Origin of the sequence: Streptomyces sp. NPDC050416 (assembly GCF_044458845.1) — a bacterium.
Lineage (GTDB): Bacteria > Actinomycetota > Actinomycetes > Streptomycetales > Streptomycetaceae > Streptomyces.
In genome coordinates this window covers 498,709-517,365 of the sequence record NZ_JBITII010000001.1, presented here as the reverse complement: position 1 = coordinate 517,365, position 18,657 = coordinate 498,709, and the positions used below count along the sequence as shown (strand labels likewise).

The following is an 18,657-nucleotide window of genomic DNA, read 5'->3' as shown; positions in this document are numbered from 1 at the left end:
CCGCAATGACCAGCAACGAAACCGGCACCCACGGGGCCGTCCTGAAGGACACGCCGTCCGCGGAGGACCGAGCCCTCGTCGAACTCCGCGGCGCCGGCAAGTCCTACGGCAACATCCGCGCCCTGCACGGCGTCGACCTGAAGGTCTTCCCCAACCAGGTCACCTGCGTCCTCGGCGACAACGGCGCCGGCAAGTCCACCCTCATCAAGATCATCTCGGGTCTGCACCAGCACACCGAGGGCGAGTTCCTCGTCGACGGCGAACCCGTGCGCTTCTCCACCCCGCGCGAGGCCCTCGACAAGGGCATCGCCACGGTCTACCAGGACCTCGCCGTCGTCCCGCTGATGCCGGTGTGGCGCAACTTCTTCCTCGGCTCCGAGATGACCAAGGGCCCCTGGCCGCTGCGCCGTCTCGACATCGAGAAGATGAAGAAGACCGCCGACGAGGAACTGCGCAACATGGGCATCGTCCTCGACGACATGGAGCAGCCCATCGGCACGCTCTCCGGCGGCCAGCGCCAGTGCGTCGCGATCGCCCGCGCCGTCTACTTCGGCGCCCGCGTCCTCATCCTCGACGAGCCGACCGCCGCCCTCGGCGTCAAGCAGTCCGGTGTGGTGCTGAAGTACATCGCCGCCGCCCGCGAGAAGGGCCTCGGCGTCATCTTCATCACCCACAACCCGCACCACGCCTACATGGTCGGCGACCACTTCAGCGTGCTGCGCCTGGGCACCATGGAACTGTCCGCCTCCCGCAGCGAGGTCAGCCTCGAGGAGCTGACCAACCACATGGCCGGCGGCACCGAACTGGCCTCCCTCAAGCACGAGTTGGCGCAGGTCCGCGGCGTCGACGTCGAGGAGCTCCCCGAGGCGGGAGACCTCACCGCCCCCGTAGCCACGTCTTCGGAAGGAAAGTCCTGACATGGCCCTCGCGCTCGACCGCATCCGGGTCGGCTCCGCCCCCGACTCCTGGGGCGTCTGGTTCCCCGACGACCCCCAGCAGGTGCCCTGGGAACGCTTCCTCGACGAGGTCGCCGAGGCCGGCTACTCGTGGATAGAACTCGGCCCGTACGGCTACCTGCCGACCGACCCGGCCCGGCTCACCGACGAGGTGGCCAAGCGGAACCTGAAGGTCTCCGCCGGCACGATCTTCTGCGGCCTGCACCGCGGCCCGTCCGAGTGGGACTCCACCTGGGAGCAGGTCAGCCGGGTCGCCGCCCTCACCCAGGCCATGGACGCGAAGCACCTGGTCGTCATCCCGTCCTTCTGGCGGGACGACAAGACCGCCGAGATCCTGGAGCCCCCGGAGCTCACCCCCGAGCAGTGGCGCAACCTCACCACGGGCATGGAGCGCCTCGGCCGTGAGGTGAAGGACCGGTACGGCCTGGACATCGTCGTCCACCCGCACGCCGACACCCACATCGACACCGAGGAGCACGTCGAGCAGTTCCTCGACTCCACCGACTCCGACGCGGTCAACCTCTGCCTGGACACCGGGCACTACGCCTACTGCGGCGGCGACAGCGTCAAGCTGATCGAGACGTACGGCGAGCGCATCGGCTATCTGCACCTCAAGCAGGTCGACCCGGACATCCTCGCCGACGTCGTCAAGAATGAGATGCCGTTCGGCCCCGCCGTGGCACGCGGAGTCATGTGCGAACCGCCCGCCGGTGTCCCCGAACTGGGTCCCGTGCTCACGGCCGCCCAGAAGCTCGGCGTGGACCTGTTCGCCATCGTCGAGCAGGACATGTACCCCTGCGAGCCGGACAAGCCGCTGCCGATCGCGGTGCGCACCCGCAAGTTCCTGAGGTCCTGCGGCGCCTGACGACCCGAAAGGACGGCCATGGCTGAGCGCGCCACTCTGGGAGTCGCGGTCATCGGTACCGGAAGGATGGGCGCGGACCATGTGCGCCGCATCCACGAAGTCATCAGCGGAGCACGGGTGGTGGCCGTCGCCGACGTGGACGCGGAACGCGCGAAGGCCGTCGCCGCCCGCGTCGACGGCTGCGCCGCCCACACCGACCCGGCCGCCGCGCTGGCGGCCGCCGACGTCGACGCCGTCCTGATCGCCTCCCCGGGCCCGGCCCACGAGGCCACGCTGCTCGCCGCCTTCGAGCGCGATCTGCCCGTCCTGTGCGAGAAGCCGCTCACCCCCGACGCGGCCTCCGCCCTGCGTGTCCTCGAAGCCGAACTGCGTCTCGGCCACCGCCGTGTCCAGGTCGGCTTCATGCGCCGCTACGACCCCGAGTACGCGAAGCTGAAGGCCCTGCTGACGACGGGTCAGCTGGGCCGTCCGCTGATGGTGCACAACCGGCACCGCAACGTCGCCAGCCCGCCCTTCTTCACCAGCTCCATGCTCATCAGCGACTCGGTCGCCCACGAGGCGGACGCGACCCGCTGGCTGCTCGACCACGAGATCACGGCGGTCACGGTGCTGCGCCCGGCACCGTCCGCCAACGCCCCCGACGGACTGCGCGATCCGCAGTTCGTCGTCTTCGAGACCGACGGCGGCGCCCTCTCCGACGTGGAGATCTTCGTCAACTGCGGCTTCGGCTACCAGGTGCAGGCGGAGGTGGTCTGCGAACGCGGCACCGCACGCATCGGCGACGGCCACGCCCTGGTCACCAACATGGCCGGCCGCTGGGGCGGCACCATCGCCCAGGACTGGACCGAACGCTTCGAGACCGCCTACGACCGGGAGGTCCAGGCGTGGGTCGACGCCACCCGCCGCGGCGAGGTGACCGGCCCGAGCGTCTGGGACGGCTACGCCGCCGCCGCGGTGTGCGAGGCCGGGGTGCGGGCGCTGGAGGACGGCGGCCGGGTCGAGGTCGAACTGGTCGAGAAGCCCGCGCTGTACGCGTGAACACGCCGGGCGGGCCGGGGTGCCCCGGCCCGCCCGGCGTGTTCTCAGATCCCGGTACGGGGCCGGGGCTCGAACCCGGCTGCCCGGTAACAGTCGTCGATGAGCGCCATCGTCGTCACCGCGTCGTCCTCGTCCAGCGGCAGCGCCGCACCGTCACGCACGCGAGCCGCGAACGCCTCCAGCTGGTACGTGTACGACGAGCGCGTCCCGAGGCGCTCCGTGCGCTCGCCCTCCGGGGTGCGGACCACGATCCGGTCGTCCATCTGCGGCAGCACGAAGTTCGGGGCCGTCGCCTCGCCCCGGGAGCCGGTGATCCGGATGCTCATCTCCAGCCCCTCGTACGCCATGTGGCAGCGGGCCGAGCCGGTAGCGCCGCCGGGGAACTCCAGGTCGGCGTCCAGCCACTCGTCGACCCCGGGCGCACCCGCGCGCTCCCCGCCCCGGGCACCGGCCAGGCGGGGCGGGCCGCCCGCCCAGGGGGCGAGCATGCGCAGCGCGTGCAGGCTGTAGCAGCCCAGGTCCATCAGGGCGCCGCCGGCCAGCGGCAGCGACCAGCGCGGGTCGGTGTCCGGCGGGGCGGCGATGGCGACCATCGCCTCCACGTGCCGCAGTTCGCCGAGTTCACCCGAGTCCAGGAGCTCGTGCAGGCGGCGGGTGACCGGGTGGAAGAGGTAGTGGAAGGCCTCCATGAAGACCGTCCCGGCCTTGACCGCGGCCTCCCGGACCTCCGCCGCCTCCCGCGCGTTGCTCGCCGACGGCTTCTCCGACAGCACGTGCTTGCCCGCCGCGAGGGCGGCCAGGTTCCACGGGCCGTGCAGGCCGTTGGCGAGCGGGTTGTAGACGATGTCGACCTCGGGATCGGCCACCAGCTCGGCGTACGAACCCGCCACCCGCTCCACGCCGTGCTCGGCGGCGAACGCCTCGGCTCGGGCGTGGTCGCGGGCGGCCACCGCGACGAGGCGGTGGCCGGTCGCCCGGGCCGGGTCGATCAGGGACCGCTCGGTGATCCGCGCGGCTCCCAGCACTCCTATGCGCAGTGGTTCCCGGCCCTTCTCGCTCATGCCTGCCGTACCTCCTCGATCGTCACGGGACGGTGCTCGTGCAGCGACAGTGTGCACGCGTCGGCGATCCAGCCCGCCTCCAGGGCGTCCTCGATCGTGCAGGGGGAGGGGCGGGTGCCGGCGACGACCTCGGTGAACGCGGTCAGTTCGGCGCGGTAGGCGGCGGTGAAGCGGTCCATGAAGAAGTCGTGCGGGGTGCCCGCCGGGAAGGTCACGCCGGGCTCGACCGAGCGCAGCGGCAGCTTGTCCTCCAGACCGACGGCGATGGAGTCCGTGAAGCCGTGGATCTCCATGCGGACGTCGTAACCACGGGCGTTGTGGCGGGAGTTGGAGACGACCGCGATGGTGCCGTCGTCCAGGGTGAGGATCGCGCCGGTGGTGTCGGCGTCACCGGCCTCCTTGATGAAGTCGGCACCGCGGTTGCCGCCCACGGCGTACACCTCGGTCACCTCGCGGCCCGTCACCCAGCGGATGATGTCGAAGTCGTGCACCGAACAGTCGCGGAAGATGCCGCCGGAGGCGGCGATGTACGCGGCGGGCGGCGGCGCCGGGTCCAGCGTGGTCGAGCGGACCGTGTGCAGCATGCCGAGCTCCCCGCTCTGCACGGCGGCGCGGGCGTTGACGAAACCGGTGTCGAAGCGGCGGTTGTAGCCGATCTGGATCGGCACGTCCTTGCCCTGGACGGCCTTCAGCACCTCGACGCCCTCGCTCATGGTCTTGGCGACGGGCTTCTCGCAGAAGACCGGGATGCCGGCCTCGACCCCGGCCAGGATCAGCGCGGGATGGGCGTCCGTGGCGGCCGCGACGACGATGCCGTCCACGCCGGCGGCCAGCAGGGCCTCCGGCGAGTCCACGACCACGGCCCCGAACCGCTCGGCGGCGGCCTTGGCGGCGTCCGCGAACGGATCGGTGACGACGAGGGACTCGACGACGTCGAGCCCGGAAAGGGTCTCGGCGTGAAAGGCCCCGATACGGCCGAGCCCGAGGATTCCGATACGCATGGGTATTGCTCCTATTGTCAACAGGGGGTGGTGCTACGCCCCTTTTTTTGGGGGCGCGGGGCTGTGCTGATATGCGGCTCCGCCGCGTGGGCGCGACCAGCCACCACGGCGCCGCACACGACCGACGACAATGCGCGGCAAATCCTTAGTCGAGTCCGCCCAACACGTTCTGGTCCCAATCGATCACCGACCCGGTGACCACCCCGGACCGCTCCGACAGCAGAAACACAACAAAGTCGGCGATCTCATCCGGCTGGCCCAACTTCCCCATCGGCAACTTCGCGGCAGCCTCCTCACGCCAGTCGTCCCCGGCCCCGTGGAAGGCCTTCTGCGTCGCATCCTCCCCTTCCGTCGCCGTCCAGCCGATGTTCAGCCCATTGATCCGCACCCGGTCCCACCGATGCGCGTGCGCGGCGTTCCGCGTCAGCCCGATCAGGCCGGCCTTCGCCGCGACGTACGGCGCCAGAAAGGGCTGACCCCCATGCGCCGACGACGTGATGATGTTGACCACCGTGCCGGGCGCCTCGCGCGCCACCATGTCCGCGACCGCCGCCTGCATCGCGAAGAACGGCCCCTTGAGGTTGATCGCGATGTGCTGGTCGAACAACTCGGGCGTGGTGTCCAGCAGCGTCCCCCGGGAGGTCAGCCCGGCGGAGTTCACGAGGCAGTCGACCCGGCCGTACGCCTCCACGACCCGGGCCACGGAGGCCTTCGTCTGCTCCGCGTCCGACAGGTCGGCCCGCACGTACAGGGCCTTGCCGCCCGCGGCGGTCAGCTCCGCCACCAGGGCCTCACCGGGCCCGGGGCGCCGCCCGGTGACGGCCACGACCGCCCCCTCGCGGACCGCGGCCCGCGCGATGGCGGCGCCGACACCCTGAGTGCCGCCGTTGACAAGGACGATCTTGTCGTCGAGAAGTCCCACGAGGTTCCTCAGCTCTCTCGTCGTTCGGTACCGGCCCGCAGCTCCGCGCGGAGCGCCTCCGGCGGCCACCCCTCGTACAGGGCCCGCCGTACGAGGTCCGCCTGCGAGGGCGGGGCCAGGCCGTCGACCGGCGGGTCGCTGTCGAGGTTGGTCGGGAAGGGGTAGCCCTCGGCGCTCGCCGCGATCACGTTGGCCAGCCACGCGTCGCTCGCGCCCTCGGCCTTCCGCTTCAGCAGGACGGGATACACCGCGTTCGCCACGGCCTCCCGGTCCACCGTCTCCATCGCGCGCCCGAACGCGGACGACACCTGCAGCAGGTTGGCCATGCGCCGGATGTCCGCCGAGCGGTTGGTGCCGGCGGCGTGGAAGAGGGCCGGGTTGAAGAAGACCGCGTCGCCCTTCGCGAGCGGCAGCTGCACCTGGTGCGTCTCGAAGTACGCCCGGAACTCCGGGCGCCGCCAGGCGAGATAGCCCGGCTCGTACTTCTGCGAGTGCGGCAGGTACATCGTCGGCCCGGACTCCACCGGCATGTCGCAGTGCGCGACCGCGCCCTGGAGGGTCAGCACGGGGGAGAGGCGGTGCACGTGCCCGGGGTAGGCGGCGGCGGCCTCGTCGGACAGGAAGCCCAGGTGGTAGTCGCGGTGCGCGGTCTGGGCGGCGCCGCCCGGGTTGACCACATTGAGCTGCGAGGTGACCTGGTAGCCGGGGCCCAGCCAGGCCGTCGCCACGAGGGCGAGGACGTCGTTGGCGTAGTAGTCGCAGAACACCTCCGCGTCGTACAGGGCCGCCTTCTCCAGCGCGTTCCACACCCGGTCGTTGGCGCCCGGCTTCGCGAAGTGGTCACCGGCCGTGGCACCCGAGGCGCGCTGCTCGGCGATCAGGGCGTCGAACACGGCGGTGGTCCGGTCCACGACCTCCGGGTCGGGGAAGGCGCCGCGGAAGACGACGATGCCGGGCCCGTCGGCGAGCGCCCGCACCAGCTCGGCCTGGACCACCCGGTCGCCTTCGAGCAGGCCGGTGTCGTAGACCGGCACGTTCCGCTCCACGGCGGAGGCGTGCGGATAGTCGGCGGGATCGGTCGCCTGCTCGACCAGCGCGCGGAACGCGTCGAGGTGGCAGTCCTGGTCGGACAGCCAGGCGCGGCGGTGTACGGAAGTGAAGGACATCGTCGTCCCTTCGGGGTCACGGAGCGACGCAGCCCTGCCATTCTTGTCAGTACAAACCCCTCGAACAACCAGCAGTGAGCCATCAAAAACCCCTCAAGGAGCCGGAGCATGGGCCACCCCTTCCCGATCCGGGAGATCGCACGTCAGGCGGGCCTGAGCGAGGCGACCGTCGACCGGGTCCTGAACGGCAGGGGAGGGGTGCGCGAGAGCACGGCCCGGGAGGTGCGCCAGGCCATCGCCGACCTGGACCGGCAGCGCACCCAGGTCCGGCTCGTCGGCCGGACCTTCATGGTCGACATCGTGATGCAGGCGCCCGAGCGCTTCACCACCGCGATCCGCGCCGCCCTGGAGGCCGAGCTGCCGTCCCTGCACCCGGCGGTGCTGCGCTCCCGCTTCCACTTCCGCGAGACCGGCCCGGTCGGGGAGCTGGTGCGGATCCTGGACCGGATCGCCCGGCGCGGCTCGCAGGGCGTGATCCTCAAGGCCCCGGACGTCCCCGAGGTCACCGCCGCCGTCGGCCGCCTCGCAGCCGCCGGCATCCCGGTCGTGACCCTGGTGACCGACCTGCCCGCCAGCGCCCGCCTCGCCTACGTCGGCATCGACGACCGGGCGGCCGGCGCGACGGCCGCCTATCTGACGGGCCAGTGGCTGGGGGAGCGCCCGGGCAACATCCTGACCAGCCTCAGCAGCGGATTCTTCCGCAACGAGGAGGAGCGCGAGATGGGCTTCCGCAGCGTCATGCGGGCCCGGCATCCCGAGCGCACGCTGGTCGAGATCGCCGAGGGGCAGGGTCTTGACGCCACCCAGTACGACCTCGTCCGGTCCGCGCTGGAACGCGACCCGGACATCCGCGCCGTGTACTCGATCGGCGGCGGCAACATCGCCACGCTGCAGGCCTTCGACGACCTCGGCCGCGAGTGCGCCGTGTTCGTCGCGCACGACCTCGACCACGACAACACCCGGCTGCTGCGCGCGCACCGCCTGTCCGCCGTGCTCCACCACGACCTGCGCCAGGACGTGCGCGAGGCCTGCCACACCGTCATGCGGGCCCACGGGGCGCTGCCGCCGGCCGGTCCGTCGCTGCCGTCGGCGATCCAGGTGGTGACGCCGTACAACATGCCCCCGCCCGTACGGTGACACCGCCGGTGCCGCCCTGGCGTGTATCCCCGCTCGGCGCCCCCCGGCTGCCTACCGTCGTGCGCATGCGGAATTCGACCCCGGACGGCCCGCCCGACCGACTGCTGGCACTCTCCGACGGGGTGTTCGCGATCGCCATCACCCTGCTGGTCCTGGACCTTTCCGTGCCCCGCGGGCTCGGCACCGCGGAGTACCACCGCGCTCTGCGCGAGCTTCTCCCGGACCTGGGGGCCTACGCACTCAGCGTGGTGGTGCTGGCCGGTTTCTGGCGCGATCACCGCAGGATCTTCCGCTCCGTCCGGCAGGTCGACGGACAGGTGATCTCGCTGACCGTGCTCGGTCTGGGCGTGGCGGCTCTGCTGCCCTTTCCCACCAGGCTGATCTCGGACTACGGCACCGAACCCGCGTCGGTCGCCATCTACGCGGCGGCCGTCGCGGCTCTCGGCGCCAGCCACCTCGCGCTGGCCACCCTGCTCGCCGTCCGCCCCTGGCTGCGCGGCGGCGCGGTGCCGGAGGAAGGCTTCCGACTCTACGGCCTCGACATGGCCACGACGGTGGCGGTGTTCCTCGTCACCATCCCGCTGGCTCTGACGATCGGCGTCGCGGCCATGTGGTGGTGGCTCGTCCTCTTCCCGGCCAAATACGCGCTCACCCGATGGGTCCGCAAGCCCTCCGCAGGCCGCTGACCGTCACCGCCGCGCGTCCACGGCCACCCAGGCCCCGCTCGCCGCCGACCGTGACACGGCGTCCAGGACGGCCGCGCTCTGCACGGCGTCCGTGAGCGTGGCCCCGTGCGGGGCACCCTCGGCGATCGAACGCAGGAAGCGGTACGCCTCGATGACCTTCAGGTCGTCGTACCCCATGGCGTTCGCCGCGCCGGGCTGGAACGCGGCGAACTCGCCATGGCCCGGGCCGACGTACACCGTCGTCACGGCCTGGTCCTGGTACGTCGTCCCGCGGCTGATCCCCAGCTCGTTCATGCGGCGGAAGTCCCAGAACACCGCGCCCTTGGTGCCGTGCACCTCGAAGCCGTAGTTGTTCTGCTCGCCGACCGAGACCCGGCAGGCCTCCAGCACACCGCGCGCCCCGGAGGCGAAGCGCAGCAGACAGCTGACGTAGTCCTCGTTCTCCACCGGGCCGAGTTCACCGCCCGAGGCGCGGCTGTGACCCGCCGTCGCCCCGGTCGGGCGGGCCCGCTCCGGCAGGAAGATCGCCGTGTCGGCCGTCAGAGACGCGATGTCGCCCAGCAGATGACGGGCCAGGTCCGCGCCGTGCGAGGCCAGGTCGCCCAGCACGCCGCTGCCGCCCCGCTCCCGCTCGTACCGCCAGGTCAGCGCGCCCTCGGGATGGGCCGCGTAGTCGCTGAACAGCCGGATGCGGACATGCGTGACCGTGCCGATCTCGCCCGAGGCGATCAGCTCGCGGGCCGCCTCGACGGCGGGCGCGTTGCGGTAGTTGAAGCCGACGGTGCCCTGCACACCCGCCGCGGCCACCGCGTCCGCCACCGCGCGGGCGTCCTCGGTGGTCAGCCCGACCGGCTTCTCGACCCAGATGTGCTTGCCCGCCTCGGCCATGGCGACGCCGATCTCGCGGTGCAGGAAGTTCGGCGCGGTGATGCTGACGGCCTGCACCCGGGGATCGGCGGCCACGTCACGCCAGTCACGGGTCGTCGAGGCGAACCCGAACTGCCCGGCGGCCTCCTCGGCCCGGTCCGGCACCTCCTCGGCGACCGTGACCAGCTCCGGAACGAGGCGCAGATGCGGATAGTGGTGCCGCACGCGCGCGTACGCCTGGGTGTGCACCCGCCCCATCCAGCCGAAACCGATGACGGCGACGCCGAGCGTGTCCACCATGAGAGCCCCTCTTTGGACCGTTCCACAACCTGTCCAGCCCACCCTGGGTGCGGCTTCCCGTCGCTGTCAACCCTTTGACAAGGTCACGACCCGCATGGAACGGTCCATGTCATGAGAGCGCCGACGATCCGCGACGTTGCCGAACGGGCCGGCGTCTCCAAGTCGCTGGTCTCCCTGGTGCTGCGCGGCTCCGACCAGGTACGCCCCGAGAAGCGCGAAGCCGTCCTGCGCGCCGCCCAGGAGCTCGGCTACCGGCCCAACGCCGCCGCGCGCAGCCTCAGCGAGCGGCGCACCCGCACGGTCGGCGTCCTCCTGAACGACCTGCGCAACCCCTGGTTCGTCGACCTCCTCGACGGCCTCAACTCGCTCCTGCACGCCAACGGCCTGCAGATGCTGCTCGCCGACGCCCGCCTCAACCGCCGCACCGGCCAGGACCCGGCCGACCCGCTCCTCGACCTCCGCGTCGACGGCCTGGTCGTGGTCGGCACCCTGCCCGACCCGGCGGCCCTTGGTGCGGTCGCCGAGCGGATGCCGGTCGTCCTGGCGGGCGCCCGCGAGCCCGTGCCCCCCGGGGTGGACCAGGTCGCCGGCGACGACGAGCAGGGCGCCCGGCTGGTCACCGAGCACCTCATCGGCCTCGGCCACCGCCGCATCGCGCACCTCGCGGGTTACGGAGCCGTCGGTGAACTGCGCCGCCGCAGCTTCGAGGCGACGATGCGGGCGCACGGCCTGACCGACCGGGCCGTCGTCGAGACCGGCGACATGACCGAGGAGAGCGGCTACCGCGCCACCGTCCGCCTCCTCAGCCGGCCCGACCGCCCCACCGCCGTCTTCGCCGTCAATGACATCACCTGCGTGGGCGCCCTCTCGGCGGCGGAGGAACTGGGCCTGCGCGTCCCGCGCGACGTGTCCGTCGTCGGCTACGACAACACGAGCATCTCCCGGCTGCGCCACCTGTGGCTCACCACCGTCGACAACGCCGGCCACGAGGTCGGCCGCCGCGCCGCCCGCTTCCTCCTCGACCGCTTCGAGCGGCCCGGGGGAGAGGGGCGGATCCATCTGGCGGCGCCGACGCTGGAGATCCGGGGGACGACGGGCCGACCGTCCTAGAGGCCCGCACCGGATCGGACCATAGTGTCCGTCTCGACCTCTATGCCCTGGTCGGGTGCACCCGTCGACTTAGCGTATTGTTTGCGGCATATGCGCACGGGTTGAGGCTCGTGGGCATCCGAGGGTGAAGGGGGAGCAACGGGTGGATGACGCGCGGGACCGGCGTGTCCGACGAGCCGAAACGGCCTGAGGTGCCGTCACGGGGCTCCTCGCCCTGGCGGCCTGCGCCGGACACGCGACCAAGGCGGAACTGCCCTGGTGGGCCGTCCTCGCCGTCGCCGTCTCGACGGCGGGCCTCGCCGGCTTGACCGGGGCGCATCTCGGGCGCAGGCGCGGGGCACGCGACGAGGCCGTCCTGGAGCCGGGCGAGAGTCCCCTCGGCGCGTACGCGAACCTCCCGCCGCACTGCACCGGTCACACCCCGGCTGACGCCCACGAGGGCCAGGGGTGCGGATGCGGTAGGGTTGACCTGCGCGATCACGCGGTTCACCCCGCGCGAGCCGCATCGGGACGTGGCGCAGCTTGGTAGCGCACTTGACTGGGGGTCAAGGGGTCGCAGGTTCAAATCCTGTCGTCCCGACGTGTGAAGCAGCAGACGAGAGGCTGTACCGGGAGCTTTCCGGCGCGGCCTCTCGGCCGTTCCTGCGCACCCATTCCACCCGGTGCTCGGCGGCCAGGGCCAGACCCCGGCGGCCGGCCTCGGCGGGGACCGGGAGCCGGCACAGCGCGTCCAGCGTGCGCAGCATCGTCTCCGCGAAGTGCTGCCCCAGTGCCGTGAGGCGGCCCGAGGACAGCAGGACCTCCGTGGCCTCCCGGGCGCCCGCGCGCCAGCGGGCGAACTGGGCGTGCGCCCGGGCGAGTTCCTCGGGGTCCTGTTCCACGGCCCGGTGCCGGTTCCAGAACTGTGCCACCCCGAGGTGCGCGTACGCCCCGTGGAACAGCCCGATCAGGGGCCGGGGGTCCGGGCGCCAGGGCGCGTAGTACCGTTCCTCGCCGCCGGGCTCGAACAGGTCGAAGAGGTGCAGGACCGCGGCGAACTTGCTGTGCTGCAACTCGTGGGCGAGGGACAGGGCGAGAGCGCGGCCGGTGCGCGGCCGGGACAGCGCCATCGAGCCGAACGCCTCCGCGCTGCTGCCGCTGAAGCTGCCCGTGGGGCCGAGGGGCACCAAGGTGCGCGTACCGGCGGCGAGTTCGGCGAACGCCCCCGGATGGTGGTTCCGCAGCAGCCGGCAGGCCTCCCGGGCCGTGGCCTCCCACCAGCGCAGATCGTCCGCCGTCAGGCCCAGCGGCCGCTCGGGCACGCCGGGGAAGCGCAGCGGGTCCACATCGTCCAGGAGCAGGGACGCGCCGGTGTCCAGCACGACGAGCCGGTGCGCCGCCCGCCACCGTCCCGACGGCGCGTACGGCACCTTCGGCACGGGCACAGGGCCGGGAGCGGAGCCCCGTCCCACGTCGACCCGGGCGCCACCGGCGGCATCGATCTCCACCTCGGCCACGTCACCGGGCCCGGCACCGGAGAAGCGGGCGCCGCCGAGCGAGGGCAGGAAGACCTGGTCCGTCGTCAGGGGCCACAGCACCCGTGCGGACACGCCCGCGCGGACCGCCGCCGCCGCGGCGAGGGAGCTGAACCAGTGGACCGGCGGCTCACCCACCTCCCCGGACCCGCCCTCGACGACACGGTCCAGCCGGGCCAGCAGGCCGGTCAGCGCTGTGCCCGTCGACGGATGGGTGAGGACCGCCGACACCGCCCCGGGATCGGCCCGATGGGCGGCCGCGAGGAGCTCCCAGGCCTGCCCGGCCGCCTCGGCCACACCGCCGCCGATCTCACGGGCGGCCTCCGTGACCGCGTGCGCGCAGGCCAGGCGGCGGCTGTACTCGGCGCGGGCGAGCAGGTCCATGGCCTCGGCCCCGCCGCCGCCCGTCGCGAGTGCGGTGAAGAGCCTGCCGGGCACACGGATCGGCACGGGCCTCATGCCGCTTCCGCCGGGGCGCTGCGCAGCCGTTCCAGGTCCCCGGAGAGCCGCTCCCTGACCCGCACGATGAGAGCGGCCAGGTCGGCGCAGTAGACGCTGGGGTTGGCGAACCCGGTGGCGGGCCGGTAGCGGTTGGCGTAGTGGCCGCCGCCGCACACCCGCAGCAGCCGGCAGTCCCGGCACTGCGCGGACAGACCCTCGGCGCCCCACTGCCGGGCCGCGACGCCCGGATGGCGCAGCAGCGCGTCGAAGGAGTCACGCTCGACATGGAGGCCGGTCCGCGCGGCGCCGTGATAGGCGGTGCGCAGCGTGTCGTCCTGGGCGAGCGCGCCGTCCGTCTCCACCACGGCGTACCGCACGGGCGCAAGGCCCAGCGCCTCCGTCTCCGGGGCGCCGCCGAGCAGCAGCGTCATCATGTCCTCGAGCAGCCGCACCCGGGTCTCCCGCCGCGGGGCCCCGTACCACCGCTCGAACACCCGCCACAGCCAGTCCGCGTACGGTGTGCCCGGCAGTCCGGGCGGGGGAGTGTGCCAGTTGCCCTGCGGCAGCAGGAAGTCCACCGCGGGCGGGCGGTACGTCAGCAGGTGCTCGTAGCAGCGCACCGGGTCGTTGCCGAGGTCGATGGTGCACAACAGGCCCGCGAACAGCTCGCGATGGGGCCCGTCGGCCAGCCGGTGCAGGGCGGCGGCGACCCGGGCATGGCTGCCGCGCCCGTCGGCGCCCCGGCGGTTGCGGTCGTGCGCGGCACGGTCGCCGTCCAGGCTGACCGAGATCCGGATGCCGTGCGCGGCGCACAGGTCGAGCCAGCGTTCGGTCAGCCGTACGCCGTTGGTCTGAAGCGCGAGGTGCAGCCGTACGCCCGGACCGGCCGCTGCGCGCAGGACCGAGACGGCCCGGCCGACGGCGGCCTCCCCGGCGAGCAGCGGCTCGCCCCCGTGCAGCACCACTCCGGCCTCGCGCACCCCGTGCGCCGCCAGGTGCTCGGCGATGCGCTCGGCCGTGCGGTCCAGCGTCCCGGGCGCCATGGTGCGCGGCTGTTCGCGCCAACTGCTGTCGTGCGAGCGGTACATGTAGCAGTACCGGCAGGCGAGGTCGCAGCGGCTGTGCACCTTCAGCACGAAGGAGTGGAACGGACTGGGCGTCCATCCGGCCGCTTCCCGCGCCGCGACATCGGCCGCGACCGGCCACGGTGGCTCCGCATGGCGCAGTCGATTCATACGTACCCCCCGGTTCGCATGCCGACCGGCCCGGTGCCCGTCCGGCCGGCCCACGCCATTGGGCTCAGTATTCGGCGCCGGTGACAGACCGTCAACATCGAGATTCCGTCGTCCGGGCCGCCCCCCGCCCGAAAGTAGCCGTTTTCCCGGGCCGCCCCGTGGGGACGTCAACACTGGATACGACGTCCCCGGACAGGGACGCGCAGGCGTGCGAGGCCGCCGCCTACGGCGGTCCGTCGGGCACCGCGGAGGATGGGCCATGGCAGAGGTCGAGGAAGCGGGTGCCGAGCAGGGCGAGGCGACCCTGGAGTCCGTCGTGCTCGACCTCACCGACGTGCCGCTGGACGACGTCGCCGCGCTGCCGCCCTCGGTGCTCGGGGAGACCCTGCGCCGGCTCCGGACGGGCCGCACCCCGGGCGACCCCTTCGTCACCGGGTTCAGCGAGAGTCAGTGACCGGCGCCGCGTGCGGACACCCGCCAGCGCGAAACCGCCTGATCAGGGGCAACCCGCCCTATACTGACCGTCCCTGACTGTCGTGCCCCACCGTCCAGCACCTGCCGTCGAAGCGGAGTGGCCATGCCCGACACCCACGCAGCCGACCGCCCGGGACGGTTCGCCCTCTTCTGCTCCACCGCGGAGAACCTCGGCGTCAGCACGACCGTGCGCAATGTCGCCGACCTGCTGGCCGCGGGCAACCGCAGTGTCCTGAGCGTGGACGGCCGTGCGACGGGCACACCGGAGGGGACACCGACGCCCGAGCCCGAGCCCGGGCGGATCGCCCTCGTGGCACGCCCGGACGCGGCGTCCCTCCTCGCCCTCGCCTCGGACGCCGCCGCACTGCGCTACGACCACGTCCTCGTCGAGGCGCCGCTACCCGACGCGCCCAGCGCACCCCCCGAGGGCAGGCTCGGCTCGCTGGCCGACTCGCTGGTGCTCTGCTTCGCCATGACGGCTTGGTCCATCGACGGCGCCGCCGCCCTGGCCGAGCAGATGAGCGCCGGCCGCTCCGGCCGGCCCGTACGCCTCATGGCACTCGGCCTGAAAAGCAACGTCGAGTCGCACGACCGGCTCCGCGGCGCCCGCGAACGGGTGCGGCGCAAGTTCGGCCCCCTCACGCGCACCTCCGGCACGGCCGAGCTCGCCTTCCTGGAGATCCCGTACAACCCGCTCTATCTGGACACCCGGCAGCTCGCCGTGGAGAGCGAGCCGGAAGGCTCCGTGACCGGGCTGCGCCCCTACTACGAGCGGCTCGCCGACTGGCTGCGCAACCGGCGGCCGGTGCCGCTCAGCCGGGTCACCATCGTCCACTCCCAGCGGCACGCCCCCTGGGCCGCCTGGCTGGAGGACCAGTTCCGGCGCGGCGGCATCCGCACCGAACTGCGCGCCCAGGACGCCTACTCCGGCGACCGGCCGGCTCCCGGCACGGCCCTGCTGTTCCTCTCCCCGGCGGACATGGACCACGCCGCGCTGGCGCAGCTCGCGGCGCTGTCCCACCCCGACGTCCGGATCGTGCTGGCCGACGAGCCCTTCCCGGACCCGGGGGCCGCCCACCACGAGCGCATCGACCTGCGCGGGACCGACGAGGACGAGGCCGTGCGGCGGCTGTGGTCCGGACTCGGCCTCGGCACCCCGCCCCCGGCGGACGGCCACCCCGGCCCACGGTTCCCGCGCCTGCCCGCCGTGACCAACGTGGCCCCCCGCTACAGCGGTTTCGTCGGCCGGGACGACGTCCTCGGCACTCTCCTGGAGGAACTGCACACGGCCGGCCGGGACCGCACCCCGCTGGTCGTGCACGCCGCGAGCGGCTGGGGCAAGAGCGAGACCGTCCGGGAGCTGTGCCACCGTTTCGGCTCCGCCTACGACGTCGTCTGGTGGGTGCGCTCCTGGGAGATCCCGCGCGCCCGCCGCGGCCTGAACCGGCTCGCCGGCCGGCTGGAGCTGGTCACGACGGGCGACGGCGCCTCCCCGGAGCTGTTCGAGCACCTCTCCCGCACCGACACCCAGAGCTGGCTGCTCGTCTACGACGGAGCCGAAAGCCCCGACGGGCTGCGGGAGTTGCTGCCCACCCCGCACGCCCGCGGGCACGTACTGATCACCAGCCGCACCGCCCCGGCCACGGACGGCATGGCGGCCTTCGCCCTGCCGCCCTTGTCCGCCGGCGAATGCCGGGCCGTCCTGGCGGAGCAGCTCCCGGAGATCGACGAGGACCAGGCCGAGCATGTCGGACAGGTCGTGGGCTTCGTCCCGCTCGCCGTGCGCATCGCCGCCCTCTGCCTCGCCGAGCGCGCCGCGGCGCACCGGCGCGACGACAGCATGAGCGAGAGGGCCGCCGCCCGTGCGGCCGTCGCCCATCTCCTCGCCGAGTACCGCACCGCTCAGCAGGCCCTGCTCGAACAGGAGAGCGCGGCCCCGCCCGTGACGGTCATGGTGAGGGTGGCCCGGCAGACGGTGCTGCACACCCCCGGCGCCGCGGCCTGGCGCGCCGAGAGCCGCACCAGCGACGCCCTCGGCTGGCTGCTGAACGCGGCGTCCCTGCTCACCGGGCGCGGCATGGGGCTGGAACTCCTGCGGTCGAGACGCATCCTCGCGGAACTGGCCCACGACGGTACGAGGGCCCGGAACCAGGGCGCGCCCCGGAACCCGGCCGACACCCGGCTGCCCGACGAGCACATGGTGAGCGTCGCCCTGTGGGCCCTGTCCCGGGTCGGGCTCCTGGACGTCGACTTCGACCGCACCGAGCAGCCCCTCGGACAGCACCACGCCGTACGGGACGCCGTCCGCGCCGGCATGGACCCGGCAGAGCGCGCCCACATCGAGCACGTGCTGCGCGGCACCCTCGCCGAGTACACACCGGACGAGAACCGTGACCTGCCCGCCGACTGGGCGCGCGAGGTGTACTCCCTGCGGCTGTGGGAGGACCACCGGCCCCGCGTCCGGCGGTCCCTGCTGCGCCACCTCAACGCCCTGAGCCAGCGCGGCGAGACCGCCGACCGGGCCCGCATGCTCGACATCTCCGAGCGCGCGCAGCGGGCCTGGTCCCCGGAGGGCGACGACCCGTCACCGGAGTACCTGCGCCTGCTCAACCTCACGGCCCGCGCCCACCGCCTCGACGGCTCCTACGAGCAGGCCCGCCAACTCGCCGAACAGGCCCTGCGCGGCCACCGCCGGCTGCTGGGCCCGCTGCACCCGAGAACGCTGCTGTCCGCCGACTCCTACGGCGCCGTCCTGCGCTCCCTCGGCAGGTTCTCCGACGCGCTGTTCCAGGCCCGGCCCGTGCTGGAGGGCTTGACGCTGCTGCTCGGCCCGCAGCACAGCGCGACCGTACAGGCCGAGCACAACCTCGCGTTCACGGAAGCGCTGAGCGGCCGGGCACCCGACGCACTGGCCCGGCTCCTGGCCCGGTTCCGCTACCGCCAGGCCCTCGGCGGCGAGGACGAGCCGGCCGTCTGGCGGTTCGCCGACCTGCTCGCCTACGTCTACCGGACGCTGGGCCGTGACGCGGAGTCCCAGGACCTGCTGCGGCAGTGGCTGCACCGGCACGGCGACATCGAGACCGGCACCCGGCTGGGCATCGAACGGGGCCTCGCCATCAGCGAACGGCGCATCACCTACAACTCCGCCCGCTCGCACGAGACCGTCTACGGCTACGAGAAGGCCCTGGAGCGCGACCGGCGGGTGCTCGCCGAGTCCACCGGCCGGTTCGGCGCCGAGCACCTCGACACCGTGCGCTGCCGCTTCAGCCTGGCGGCCGACCTGCACGCGCTCGGCAAGCACGACGAGGCCGAACACGAGGCCCGCCAGTGCAGCCGCGCCCTGCAGAGCACGCTCGGCGCCTGGCACCCCTACGCCGCACTGGCCGGGATCCGGCACGCGGTGTACCTGCGGGCCACGGGCGCCGTCGAGGAGGCCGAGGCCACCGGCAGGGCCGCGCTCAACCTCCTGGAGGACCGGCTGGGCGACAGCCACGCCTGGGTGTCGGCCGCGGAGAACTCCCTCGCGGCCACCCTGGCCGCGGCCGGGCGGACCGAGGAGGCCGTCGCACTCGCCGAGCGCGCCCTGCGCCGTTTGCGGGACCTGGACATGGGGCATCGGCCCGACGGGCGGCGGGTGAGTGCCCACCACACCTGGCTCACCTCCCGGACCACCGCATCCACCCCACCGGCCAGGGACTTCGACATCGACCTGGAACTGCCCGGAATCTAGCCGCGACTTGAGGGCAAAAGACCGAGTCCCGGTGCCGTCGCCCGGCGACGGTTCCACGACGGAAGGTGAGCGTACGTGGCAGCAGCCCCGCACCCGGAGACCGAGCTCTTCACCGAGTCCCACTGGTCCCCGGAGGTCCACGGCCGAATAACAG

Annotated in this window: 15 protein-coding genes and 1 tRNA gene; 9 read left to right on the top strand and 7 right to left on the bottom strand. The window is 72.9% G+C overall.

The window, feature by feature from the left end; all coding sequences use genetic code 11:
- Window positions 1-5 precede the first annotated feature (5 nt).
- The 3 genes from ACIBL4_RS02340 to ACIBL4_RS02330 are packed head-to-tail and all read left to right on the top strand — an operon-like array spanning window position 6 to window position 2,859.
- A complete protein-coding gene (locus ACIBL4_RS02340; protein WP_399405651.1) occupies window positions 6-917 on the top strand; it encodes an ATP-binding cassette domain-containing protein in 912 nt (303 codons plus the stop codon).
- Between the two features lies 1 nt (window position 918).
- Window positions 919-1,821, top strand: a complete 903-nt coding sequence (locus ACIBL4_RS02335) for a sugar phosphate isomerase/epimerase family protein (RefSeq protein ID WP_399405649.1) — start codon at window positions 919-921, stop codon at window positions 1,819-1,821.
- Between the two features lie 18 nt (window positions 1,822-1,839).
- Window positions 1,840-2,859, top strand: a complete 1,020-nt coding sequence (locus ACIBL4_RS02330; RefSeq protein WP_399405647.1) for a Gfo/Idh/MocA family protein — start codon at window positions 1,840-1,842, stop codon at window positions 2,857-2,859.
- A gap of 44 nt (window positions 2,860-2,903) precedes the next feature.
- On the opposite strand, the gene ACIBL4_RS02325 is transcribed toward ACIBL4_RS02330, so the two are convergent.
- The 4 genes from ACIBL4_RS02325 to ACIBL4_RS02310 form a co-directional block, all read right to left on the bottom strand.
- Window positions 2,904-3,920 carry a Gfo/Idh/MocA family protein gene (locus ACIBL4_RS02325; RefSeq protein ID WP_399405645.1) on the bottom strand — a complete coding sequence of 339 codons (1,017 nt, stop codon included), beginning with the start codon at window positions 3,918-3,920 and terminating at the stop codon, window positions 2,904-2,906.
- Window positions 3,917-4,921 carry a Gfo/Idh/MocA family oxidoreductase gene (locus ACIBL4_RS02320; RefSeq protein WP_399405643.1) on the bottom strand — a complete coding sequence of 335 codons (1,005 nt, stop codon included), beginning with the start codon at window positions 4,919-4,921 and terminating at the stop codon, window positions 3,917-3,919. The genes ACIBL4_RS02325 and ACIBL4_RS02320 overlap by 4 nt, the downstream gene beginning before the upstream one ends.
- Before the next feature lie 145 nt (window positions 4,922-5,066).
- On the bottom strand, window positions 5,067-5,843 hold the full coding sequence (locus ACIBL4_RS02315; protein ID WP_399405641.1) for an SDR family oxidoreductase: 777 nt from the start codon (window positions 5,841-5,843) through the stop codon (window positions 5,067-5,069).
- A gap of 8 nt (window positions 5,844-5,851) precedes the next feature.
- Window positions 5,852-7,009 (bottom strand): phytanoyl-CoA dioxygenase family protein, encoded by a 1,158-nt coding sequence (locus ACIBL4_RS02310; protein ID WP_399405639.1) that lies wholly within the window; start codon window positions 7,007-7,009, stop codon window positions 5,852-5,854.
- 108 nt (window positions 7,010-7,117) lie between these two features.
- Here ACIBL4_RS02310 and ACIBL4_RS02305 point away from each other — a divergent pair, with 108 nt between their 5' ends.
- A complete protein-coding gene (locus ACIBL4_RS02305) occupies window positions 7,118-8,146 on the top strand; it encodes a LacI family DNA-binding transcriptional regulator (RefSeq protein WP_399405637.1) in 1,029 nt (342 codons plus the stop codon).
- Window positions 8,147-8,211: 65 nt separating this feature from the next.
- A complete protein-coding gene (locus ACIBL4_RS02300; protein ID WP_399405635.1) occupies window positions 8,212-8,832 on the top strand; it encodes a TMEM175 family protein in 621 nt (206 codons plus the stop codon).
- Between the two features lie 3 nt (window positions 8,833-8,835).
- Here ACIBL4_RS02300 and ACIBL4_RS02295 read toward each other — a convergent pair whose 3' ends face one another.
- Entirely contained in the window at window positions 8,836-9,999 is a 1,164-nt protein-coding gene (locus ACIBL4_RS02295; RefSeq protein ID WP_399405633.1) for a Gfo/Idh/MocA family protein, read from the bottom strand.
- A gap of 111 nt (window positions 10,000-10,110) precedes the next feature.
- Between ACIBL4_RS02295 and ACIBL4_RS02290 the strand changes: the two genes are divergently transcribed.
- The gene (locus ACIBL4_RS02290; protein ID WP_399405631.1) at window positions 10,111-11,109 is read left to right on the top strand and encodes a LacI family DNA-binding transcriptional regulator; all 999 of its coding nucleotides are present in this window, start codon (window positions 10,111-10,113) and stop codon (window positions 11,107-11,109) included.
- 506 nt (window positions 11,110-11,615) lie between these two features.
- Window positions 11,616-11,689: transfer RNA gene (locus ACIBL4_RS02285), tRNA-Pro, on the top strand.
- Here the strand turns inward: ACIBL4_RS02285 and ACIBL4_RS02280 are convergent.
- A complete protein-coding gene (locus tag ACIBL4_RS02280) occupies window positions 11,655-13,082 on the bottom strand; it encodes an HEXXH motif domain-containing protein (protein WP_399405629.1) in 1,428 nt (475 codons plus the stop codon). The genes ACIBL4_RS02285 and ACIBL4_RS02280 overlap by 35 nt on opposite strands.
- Window positions 13,079-14,299, bottom strand: coding sequence for an FxsB family cyclophane-forming radical SAM/SPASM peptide maturase (locus ACIBL4_RS02275; protein WP_399405627.1), 1,221 nt, complete (start codon window positions 14,297-14,299; stop codon window positions 13,079-13,081). The genes ACIBL4_RS02280 and ACIBL4_RS02275 overlap by 4 nt, the downstream gene beginning before the upstream one ends.
- A gap of 259 nt (window positions 14,300-14,558) precedes the next feature.
- On the opposite strand from ACIBL4_RS02275, the gene fxsA reads away from it, so the two are divergent.
- A complete protein-coding gene (gene fxsA, locus ACIBL4_RS02270) occupies window positions 14,559-14,753 on the top strand; it encodes an FxSxx-COOH cyclophane-containing RiPP peptide (RefSeq protein ID WP_399405625.1) in 195 nt (64 codons plus the stop codon).
- A gap of 123 nt (window positions 14,754-14,876) precedes the next feature.
- A complete protein-coding gene (gene fxsT, locus ACIBL4_RS02265) occupies window positions 14,877-18,503 on the top strand; it encodes an FxSxx-COOH system tetratricopeptide repeat protein (protein WP_399405623.1) in 3,627 nt (1,208 codons plus the stop codon).
- Window positions 18,504-18,657 lie beyond the last annotated feature (154 nt).